The sequence below is a fragment of the Phycicoccus sp. CSK15P-2 genome, from assembly GCF_016888005.1.
GTDB lineage: Bacteria > Actinomycetota > Actinomycetes > Actinomycetales > Dermatophilaceae > Phycicoccus.
On the sequence record NZ_JAFDVE010000018.1, the window covers coordinates 1 to 7,357 of the forward strand.

The 7,357-nt window shown below is 72.1% G+C and carries 7 protein-coding genes; 4 read left to right on the plus strand and 3 right to left on the minus strand.

All coding sequences use genetic code 11. From position 1 onward, the window contains the following. Window positions 1-197 precede the first annotated feature (197 nt). The gene (leuD, locus tag JQN72_RS11145) at window positions 198-788 is read right to left on the minus strand and encodes a 3-isopropylmalate dehydratase small subunit (RefSeq protein ID WP_204135269.1); all 591 of its coding nucleotides are present in this window, start codon (window positions 786-788) and stop codon (window positions 198-200) included. Further along, a complete protein-coding gene (gene leuC / locus JQN72_RS11150; protein WP_204135270.1) occupies window positions 788-2,200 on the minus strand; it encodes a 3-isopropylmalate dehydratase large subunit in 1,413 nt (470 codons plus the stop codon). Before leuC ends, leuD begins: the two co-directional genes overlap by 1 nt. Before the next feature lie 155 nt (window positions 2,201-2,355). On the opposite strand from leuC, the gene JQN72_RS11155 reads away from it, so the two are divergent. Then, window positions 2,356-3,099, plus strand: coding sequence for an IclR family transcriptional regulator (locus JQN72_RS11155; protein WP_204135271.1), 744 nt, complete (start codon window positions 2,356-2,358; stop codon window positions 3,097-3,099). A gap of 35 nt (window positions 3,100-3,134) precedes the next feature. Here JQN72_RS11155 and JQN72_RS11160 read toward each other — a convergent pair whose 3' ends face one another. Further along, on the minus strand, window positions 3,135-4,067 hold the full coding sequence (locus JQN72_RS11160; protein ID WP_204135272.1) for a hypothetical protein: 933 nt from the start codon (window positions 4,065-4,067) through the stop codon (window positions 3,135-3,137). A gap of 160 nt (window positions 4,068-4,227) precedes the next feature. Between JQN72_RS11160 and JQN72_RS11165 the strand changes: the two genes are divergently transcribed. The 3 genes from JQN72_RS11165 to JQN72_RS11175 are packed head-to-tail and all read left to right on the plus strand — an operon-like array spanning window position 4,228 to window position 7,336. Next, window positions 4,228-5,067, plus strand: a complete 840-nt coding sequence (locus tag JQN72_RS11165; protein ID WP_204135273.1) for a p-hydroxycinnamoyl CoA hydratase/lyase — start codon at window positions 4,228-4,230, stop codon at window positions 5,065-5,067. Continuing rightward, entirely contained in the window at window positions 5,042-6,574 is a 1,533-nt protein-coding gene (locus tag JQN72_RS11170) for an AMP-binding protein (RefSeq protein WP_204135274.1), read from the plus strand. The genes JQN72_RS11165 and JQN72_RS11170 overlap by 26 nt, the downstream gene beginning before the upstream one ends. Before the next feature lie 21 nt (window positions 6,575-6,595). Continuing rightward, entirely contained in the window at window positions 6,596-7,336 is a 741-nt protein-coding gene (locus JQN72_RS11175; protein ID WP_204135275.1) for an SDR family oxidoreductase, read from the plus strand. Window positions 7,337-7,357 lie beyond the last annotated feature (21 nt).

Sequence of the window (7,357 nt, forward strand, 5' to 3'; positions counted from 1 at the left end):
CCCCGGGGGGGGGGGGGGGTGACCCCCCCCCCGGGGGGGGGTCCCCCCCCCCCCCCCCCCCCGCCGGCCCCCACGACGCTATGCCCATCCCGAGACGTGGGTCCACCTCAGGGACGGCGTGTTTCGTCCCTGAGGTGCTGCCCTGGTGCCGCGCAGGCCACCCGCCGGCCCCCGCGGGGAACTGCGCAGGGCACGTGTCAGGCGGTCACCCGTGGCTTCCACGAGGGGCGCCCGCCCTCGTACGCGGTGATGTCGTCGGCGTGCCGCAGCGAGAGGCTGATGTCGTCCAGACCCTCGAGAAGACGCCACCGGGTGTAGTCGTCGACCTCGAACGGGGCCGTGATCTCACCGGCGGTGACGGTGCGCGACTCGAGGTCGACGGTGACCGAGGTCCCGGGCTCGTTCTCGAGCAGCTTCCAGAGCAGCTCGACGTCGTCCTGGCTGCACTGCGCCGTGAGAAGGCCCTGCTTGCCGCTGTTGCCGCGGAAGATGTCGGCGAACCGCGAGGAGATGACGGCCCGGAAGCCGTAGTCCATGAGCGCCCACACCGCGTGCTCGCGCGAGGAGCCGGTGCCGAAGTCGGGGCCGGCGACGAGCACCGAGCCGGCCGAGAAGGACGGGTCGTTCAGGACGAAGGTCTCGTCGCCTCGCCAGGCGGCGAAGAGGCCGTCCTCGAAGCCGGTCTTCGTGACCCGCTTGAGGTAGACGGCGGGGATGATCTGGTCGGTGTCGACGTTGCTGCGCCGCAGCGGGACCCCGATGCCGGTGTGCGTCGTGAACTTCTCCATCAGACGGTCGCCTCCACGGGCTCGAGGTCGGCAGGGCTGGACAGCGTGCCGCGTACCGCGGTGGCGGCGGCGACGAGCGGGCTGACGAGGTGGGTGCGTCCGCCCTTGCCCTGGCGGCCCTCGAAGTTGCGGTTGGAGGTCGAGGCGCTGCGCTCCCCCGGGGCCAGCTGGTCGGGGTTCATCCCGAGGCACATCGAGCAGCCGGGCAGCCGCCACTCGGCGCCGGCGGCGGTGAAGACGTCGTCGAGGCCCTCTTCCTCGGCCTGGAGGCGCACCCGTGCCGACCCGGGCACGACGAGCATCCGCACGCCGTCGGCGACCTGCCGGCCCTCGATGACAGCGGCGGCGGCGCGGAGGTCCTCGATCCGGCCGTTCGTGCACGAGCCGACGAACACGGTGTCGACGTGGATCTCGCGCAAGGGGGTACCGGCGGCGAGGCCCATGTACTCGAGCGCCCGCCGGGCCGCGACCTTGTCGTTGTCGTCGCCCATGAGCTCGGGGTCGGGCACGGCCTCGCCGAGGGGGCTGCCCTGCCCGGGGTTGGTGCCCCACGTGACGAACGGCGTGAGGCTGCCGGCGTCGAGGACGACCTCGGTGTCGAACTCGGCGTCGTCGTCGCTGCGCAGCCCGGACCACGCGGCGACGGCGGCGTCCCAGTCGGCGCCGGAGGGTGCGTGGTCGCGGCCCCGGATGTACTCGAACGTCGTCTCGTCCGGCGCGATCATCCCGGCGCGGGCGCCGGCCTCGATCGACATGTTGCAGACGGTCATCCGGGCCTCCATGGACAGGGCGCGGATGGCGCTGCCCCGGTACTCGATGACGTAGCCCTGCCCCCCGCCGGTGCCGATCCTGGCGATGACCGCGAGGACGATGTCCTTGGCGGTGACGCCGTCGGCGAGCTCGCCCTCGACGGTGACCGCCATGGTCTTGAACGGCTTGAGCGGGAGGGTCTGGGTGGCGAGGACGTGCTCGACCTCGGAGGTCCCGATCCCGAAGGCGAGCGCCCCGAAGGCGCCGTGCGTGGAGGTGTGGCTGTCGCCGCAGACGATCGTCATCCCGGGCTGGGTCAGGCCGAGCTGCGGGCCGACGACGTGGACGATGCCCTGCTCGGCGTCGCCCATCGGGTAGATCGTGACGCCGAACTCCTCGCAGTTGCGGCGCAGCGTCTCGACCTGGGTGCGGCTGACGGGGTCGGTGATCGGGCCGGGTGTCGTCGGGACGTTGTGGTCCTCGGTGGCGAGGGTGAGCTCGGGGCGGCGGACGGGGCGCCCGGCCATCCGCAGGCCGTCGAAGGCCTGGGGGCTCGTCACCTCGTGGAGGAGGTGGAGGTCGATGTAGAGGAGGTCCGGCTCGCCGTCTCCGCGACGGACGACGTGGGACTCCCACACCTTCTCGGCCAGGGTTCCGGCCATGTTGGGGCACCTCCAGGGAACGGGCCACGGGGTACGGGCCGGGGTCATAGATGCGGGCACGGGCGTCAGGGGCGCCCTCGCCGGTCCTCCGAGATTCGCACGGGGACACGGCGACGGGACTTGCGTCTCAGGCAATGAGACGTCAATATCAAGGCATGGACAACACCAGCGGGGTCGGTGTCCTCGACAAGGCGGCCATCGTGCTCTCCGCCCTCGAGGCCGGTCCCTCCACTCTCGCCCAGCTCGTCTCGGCCACCGGGCTCGCTCGGCCCACGGCCCACCGTCTCGCCGTCGCCCTCGAGCACCACCGCCTCGTGACCCGCGACCTCCAGGGCCGCTTCGTCCTCGGCCCGCGCCTCGCCGAGCTCGCCGCCGCCGCCGGCGAGGACCGGCTGCTCGCCGCGGCCGGGCCGGTCCTCGGGGCGCTGCGCGACCACACGAACGAGTCCGCCCAGCTCTTCCGCCGCCAGGGCGAGTACCGGGTGTGCGTCTCGGCGGCCGAGCGGCCGGTCGGCCTCCGCGACTCCATCCCCATCGGCGCCACCCTCTCGATGCGTGCCGGGTCCGCGGCCCAGGTGCTCCTCGCCTGGGAGGAGCCGGACCGCCTGCACCGCGGGCTTCAGGGCGCGGCGTTCACCGCCACCTCCCTGTCGGGCGTGCGCCGCCGCGGCTGGGCGCAGAGCGTCGGCGAACGCGAACCGGGCGTCGCCTCGGTCTCCGCGCCGGTCCGCTCCCCCGGCGGCCGGGTCATCGCGGCGGTCTCCATCTCCGGCCCCATCGAGCGGCTCTCGCGCCAGCCCGGACGGCTGCACGCCGCCACCGTCGTCGCCGGCGCGAACAAGCTGACCGAGGTGCTCTCCCGCCACGCCGCCCAGCAGGAGGCACAGAACAACGCGTGAGGGGCGGATGCACGCTGCTCAGCAGCGCTGCGACCTCACCCGTTGTACGGCATCACTGGGAACCATCCATGTCCGAACATCGCCGGGAGCCGGATGTCCCAGTACACGACGGTGAAGACGCCCAGCGTGACGAGCAGCGAACCGCTGAGCGTCATGCCCCGCACCGGGTCCACCGTCAGCCAGTCGATAACCCGGCCGCGGGTCACGAGGACGACGAGGGTGAACAGCACCGAGACGACGGCGATGTTGCCCAACGACTGGAGGGCGAAGGCCCCGGCGCCGTAGAGGGGGTTCCCGGTATCGACCGCCCAGCGGAACAGCTTGCCGAACAGGGGGAACGGTCGGCCGACGAGGAAGCCCCCGACGAGTGCGCCGAGCGTGACGACGCGGGCGACGCGCCGCTGCGCGAACGGGTCCGGCAGCAGGCCGAGGCTCGCGGCGCCGACGGCGGTGAACACCAGTCCGATGACGCCGAAGACGACCATCGCCTGCCAGAGCCGGAGCGGGATCCCGGCGGCGCTCGCGCTCGACAGCTGGGGCAGTTGGTCACCGACGAGGACCCCGACGAACCCGTAGGTCGCCGAGACCGCGAGCATGCCGACCGCGAGCCAGCAGACCGGGCGCACCACCGCCCGTAGCCCCGCCGAGCCCCGCCCCGTGCGGCTCACCTGGCTCATCGGCCCCACCGAGGCGGCCATCGCGATGTTGCATGCGGTGAACGTGCCGGCCAGCCCCGAGACGAAGGCGAAGACAAGGCCGGCGACCGTGCCACCAATGGCGTCGGCCTTCGCGTCGTGCCCGAGGAGGGTGTCGGCGACGGTCTTGCCGATCACGCCGTCGACGAGATCGAAGGACCACAGCACGGCGAGCAGGACCCCGGCCGCAGCGCTGCCCAGGACGACGGGCACGGCCCGCCGGGCCCGAGGGGTGGGAGCTGCCTGGGCGGGCGGGCGCACGAGAAGAGTCATCCGGCCACGGTGTCAGCGCGCCCACCGCGAGCGCTTCTCGCGCATTGCCCTATCCGGATGGCACGGGTCCGCAATCCAGAAGAAGCGCGAGCTCTCCGGGGTCTGCATGCTCGGAAGGACGTCATGACCCCGTCCGCGACATCGAGAGGCAGTCATCGCCATGGAGCTAGAGACGCTCACGGTCGAGATCGAGGCCCCCAGGGCCACGATCACCTTTAACCGGCCCGACAAGAAGAACGCCATGAACCCCCAGATGCACCTGGACATGAACACGGCGCTGGACGCTCTCGAGGAGCGCCGCGACCTCAAGGTTCTCGTGATCACCGGCTCAGGCAACAGCTTCAGCGCCGGTATGGACCTCGAGGAGTGCTTCCTCCAACCCTTCGAGGACGCCGACCTCTTCTACCGCACGAACCTAGCCGCCCTGAAGTGGTTCCAGCGACTCAAGGCCTTCCCGCTCGTGACCATCGCGCAGGTCAACGGGTACGCGTTCGGCGGCGGCTTCGAGGTCACCGGCCTGTGCGACCTCGCCGTGGCGGCCGAGGACGTCAAGTTCGGGCTGTCGGAGATCAACTTCGGGATCTTCCCCGCAGGTGGGGCGACCTGGGCGGTCACCCACAACATGCCGCGCAAGCAGGCCCTCTACTACATCCTCACCGGCGCCACGCTCACCGGAACCGAGGCCGCGCAGTACGGCCTGGTCAACCAGGCCGTCCCGGCCGAGGAGCTCGAGGCCGCCGTCGACGCGATGGTGGCCCGGATCGTCAACAAGAACCCGGTGACCCTGCGCCTGGCCAAGGAGGTCTACGAGGCGACGACGACGATGGACCTGCCGCGCGCCATCGACTACGACCAGGCCAAGCTGTGGGAGCTCTCGCGGCTCAGCGACAACGAGTGGATCACCGTCGCCCTCAAGCAGTTCGAGAAGCGGAGCTTCCGGCCCGGGATCGCCACGTACTCCAGGACTGAGGCCGATGACGCTTCGAAGCGATCTGCCTGACCTCGACCTGCCCCCGACCCCCCTCCACCGGCTGGCGCTCGACGCCGGGGAGGCGGGCCGGGTGGCGGTCACCGCCGACGCCGACGGGAGCACCTACACGTACGAGGAGCTCCGGCACAGGGTCGGCCGGGTCGTCGCCGGCCTGGAGCAGACCGGCTTCGGACCGGGCGACGTCCTGGCGCTGAGCGCCGCGAACTCGCCGGACCACGTCGTCGCCTACCTCGCGGCGCTCGCGGCCGGCGGCGCGGTGCTCCACCTCAACCCGCTCGACCTCCCGGACGACCACGTCCGGCAGGTCCGCGCGGTGGGTGTCCGGGCCCTCGTCACCGACTCCGACGAGACGGCGCTGTACTGCGCGTCGGACGCGCAGGCCGGCGACGTCTTCACGACCGGCCGGCCGGCCGGCCCGTGGGCGACGCTCGACGAGCTCGCGGAGCGCGGCGGCGACCCGTCGCCGGGCGTCCCGGCGGACCCGGGAGCGCTGGCGTCCATCATGTTCTCCAGCGGCACCTCGGGTCACCCCAAGGCGGTAGCGCTCACCCACGGCAACCTCGTCGCGGCCACCCTCCAGACCGTCCACGGCATCCCGCTCGACCCGGACGAGTCGACCCTGGCGGTCGCCCCGTTCCACCACGCCTTCGGGCTGGTCATGGTCCTCTGCGCCACCCTGGCGCAGGGGGCCACCGTCGTCACGATGCCGCGGTTCGACCCCGCGAGGTACCTGTCGGCCGTCCAGGAGCACGGGGTCACCCGGCTCTACGTCGTGCCGACCATCGTCTCGCTCCTCGCCCGCAGTCCCCTCGTCGACGAGTACGACATGTCCTCGGTCCGCCGGATCGTGTGCGGCGGCGCCGCCCTCGAGCCGGGTCTGGCCCGTCGGTGCCGGGAGCGGCTCGGCTGCGGGCTGGCCCAGGGGTACGGGATGACCGAGGCGATGATGTCGGTGATGCAACGCGACTTCGGCAGCGCCACCGCCTCGGTCGGCCTGCCGTCCGCCGGGGTCTCCGTCCGGGTCGTCGACCCCACGACGGAGCGGGAGCTGCCGGACGGCGCGGTCGGCGAGGTGCGCATCCTCGGGCCGCACGTGACCGCCGGCTACCTCGGTGACCCCGACGCCACGGCGGCGGCGTTCGACGCCGACGGCTACCTGCGCACCGGGGACCTCGGCCGGGTCGACGAGCACGGGACCCTCACCATCGGCGACCGGCTCAAGGAGGTCATCAAGTACAAGGGTCAGCAGGTCTCGCCGACCGAGCTGGAGCAGATCCTCCTCACCCACCCGCAGGTTCTCGACGCGGCCGTGGTCGGTGTTCCCGACGAGGAGGCCAGCGAGGTCCCGAAGGCCTACGTCGTCTCCGCGGACCCGCTGGACGCCGCCGAGGTCCTCGAGTTCGTCAACACCCGCGTCGCGCCGTACAAGAAGGTGCGTCGCTTCGAGCAGATCGACGAGATCCCCAAGACCCCCGTCGGAAAGATCGCCCGGCAGCGGCTTCGTGCTGCGGGCTGAACGACCCCAAGGAGAGTGAGCATGGCATCCACACCAGACCAGACCACCGTCGTGGTGGGCGCGAGCCGCGGCATCGGGAGCGGCGTGGCCGAGGTCCTCGCCTACGCCGACGTCCCCGTCGTCGCGGTCTCCCGGACCCGGGGCGGCCAGAGCGCGGCCCGGGACTCCGGACAGATCCGCGAGGTCCTCGCCGACGCGACCGACAGCGGGCTCCCGGCCCGGATCTTCGACGAGTACCAGCCGACGAACATCATCATCGTCGCCGGGGCGGTCCCGCACATGCGTCGGTTGCAGGAGCAGTCCTGGGACACCTTCGCGGCCGCCTGGGAGACCGACGTGCGGATCACCTTCCAGTGGGTGCGCGAGGCGCTCATGCACCCCCTCGCCCCGGGGGGCCGGTTCGTCGTCTTCAGCAGTGGCGCGGCCCTCGGCGGGTCCCCCCTGAGCGGCGGGTACGCCGGCGCGAAGGCCACCCAGCGGTTCGTCACCGACTACGCCCGGTGGGAGGTCAAGCGCGAGGGCCTCGACCTGGCCTTCACCTCGATCATGTCGAAGTTCTCCCCGACGACCGGCGTCGGCCGCCCGGCCGTCGCGGCGTACGCCGCCCAGGCCGGGATGCCGATCGAGGAGTTCCTCAAGAGCCACGAGCCCCTGCTCACGCCGCGAATCGCGGGCCACAGCATCCTCAAGCTGCTCGAACACGACGCCGCCGAGATCGCGCCCGCCTACCTCCTCGACGGAGGCGGTCTCAAGCCGCTCTGACCGCGGACCCCACGAGGCCGG

Bases quoted from the DNA above. Each gene is read 5' to 3' on its own strand.
- JQN72_RS11155 (WP_204135271.1), top strand. From the start codon at position 2,356: ATGGACAACACCAGCGGGGTCGGTGTCCTCGACAAGGCGGCCATCGTG.
- JQN72_RS11175 (WP_204135275.1), top strand. From the start codon at position 6,596: ATGGCATCCACACCAGACCAGACCACCGTCGTGGTGGGCGCGAGCCGC.
- leuC (WP_204135270.1), bottom strand. From the start codon at position 2,200: ATGGCCGGAACCCTGGCCGAGAAGGTGTGGGAGTCCCACGTCGTCCGT.
- JQN72_RS11160 (WP_204135272.1), bottom strand. From the start codon at position 4,067: ATGACTCTTCTCGTGCGCCCGCCCGCCCAGGCAGCTCCCACCCCTCGG.
- leuD (WP_204135269.1), bottom strand. From the start codon at position 788: ATGGAGAAGTTCACGACGCACACCGGCATCGGGGTCCCGCTGCGGCGC.
- JQN72_RS11170 (WP_204135274.1), top strand. From the start codon at position 5,042: ATGACGCTTCGAAGCGATCTGCCTGACCTCGACCTGCCCCCGACCCCC.
- JQN72_RS11165 (WP_204135273.1), top strand. From the start codon at position 4,228: ATGGAGCTAGAGACGCTCACGGTCGAGATCGAGGCCCCCAGGGCCACG.